This is a genomic window from Kitasatospora sp. NPDC057738, assembly GCF_042798815.1.
Taxonomy (GTDB): Bacteria; Actinomycetota; Actinomycetes; order Streptomycetales; family Streptomycetaceae; genus Kitasatospora; species Kitasatospora lactacystinica.
In genome coordinates, this window is record NZ_JBHVJT010000167.1 from 1 (window position 1) to 1,471 (window position 1,471).

Below are 1,471 nucleotides of genomic sequence, written 5' to 3' on the forward strand. Positions count from 1 at the left end.
GCTTTTTTTCGGCTTCGCCAAGGGCAGAGTCGCCAACGGCATCGTGACGCCACGGCCCCTGCATGGGAAGTCGGCCGAGCCGACTTCCCATGCAGAACCAGGAGAAGAAGCACGGCCACTGAAGTAGGCCGGATTTGATTCGGTGTCGTCCAGCCCCCCCCCCCCCCGCCGAACGAGTTCGGCGGGGGGGCTGCGCAGGCGGGCTTGGCGAGGCGAATGGTTTGGCTGGTTGCACGACGCCAAGGACTCCTGCTCGGTTTCCGACATAACGTCGGAAATCGGACGCGTTTGACGCGAGTAGCATGCGGTCAACACCTCGTCAGATGCCGGGAGTTGGCTTATGAGCACACTGGTGGTGGGGTCGCGGGCCAGTCACCTGGCGCGGGCTCAGGTCACGGAGTTCCTGGCACCGCTGCGGGAGCGCTTCCCCGACGTGGTCTTCCGCCAGCGAGTGATCACGGAAGCCGGTGACCAGGACCGCAGGTCGGCCCTGAGGGATGTCTCGGAGCGCGGCGGTGGCTCGGCGTTCTCGGTGAACCAGGTGAACGCGCTGGTGTCCGGCGAGGTCGACGTGATCGTGCACTCGCTCAAGGACCTGCCGACCGCGAACCCGCCCGGCCTGATCCTCCTGCCCCCGCCCACCCGCGCGGACGTTCATGACGCGCTGTGCGGCAGCACTCTGGCCGGCCTCCCGCAGGGCGGCAGGATCGGCACGTCGGCGTCGCGCCGGATCGCCCAGCTGCTGCACGTCCGCCCGGACCTGGTACCGGTAGAGATCCGGGGGAACGTCCCGACCAGGCTCGGCAAGCTCCGGACGCAGCAGCTGGACGCCGTGATCCTGGCGGCCGCCGGGATCAAACGGCTCGGCCGCAGCGAGGAGATCAGCGAGATCCTTCCGATCGGGCCGTTTCCCCCGTCGCCCGGGCAGGGCGCGCTGGGCATCCAGATCCGGGAGGACAACGAGTCGGCCCGAGAGCTCCTGGCCGGTTCCGGTGACCCGGTGACCGACGCGGAGGTGCGGGCCGAGCGGGCGATGCTGGCGGAGCTCCACGGCGGATGCTCGGTACCGGTCGGCGCCTTCGGCAAGGCCGACGGCGACGTGCTGACCCTGCACGGGCAGGTCACCTCCGTGGACGGCAGCCGGCAGGTGGAGGCCAGCCTCTCCGGCCCGCCGAGCGAGCCGGAGAGGCTGGGTGTTCAGGTGGCGAGCCTCCTGCTGGACCAGGGCGCGGAGGGCATCCTGGCAGAGGTCCGGCCCACAGTCGCCGCATAGGCCCGTAGGCCGGCCAGGTCCAGGGCCGCATAGGTGATGATCCGGTCCGCACCGGCCCGCTTGAGCATGGTGAACAGCTCCGCCAGCGGGCGGAAGTCCCGCCGACCTGCCCGTGGGCCCGCCCGTCGCCGCCTTGTGCGCAGGAAGTCGGCCCGGCCGACTTCCTGCGCAGGGGGGGCTGAAACCGCCATGCTCGCC

1 protein-coding gene is annotated in these 1,471 nt (G+C 70.4%); it reads left to right on the forward strand.

Translation table 11 applies throughout. The annotated features are described in order from the left end of the window. Nucleotides 1-340: 340 nt before the first annotated feature. On the forward strand, nucleotides 341-1,273 hold the full coding sequence (gene hemC / locus ACFVGO_RS39365; RefSeq protein WP_359915649.1) for a hydroxymethylbilane synthase: 933 nt from the start codon (nucleotides 341-343) through the stop codon (nucleotides 1,271-1,273). The last annotated feature ends 198 nt before the right edge of the window (nucleotides 1,274-1,471 follow it).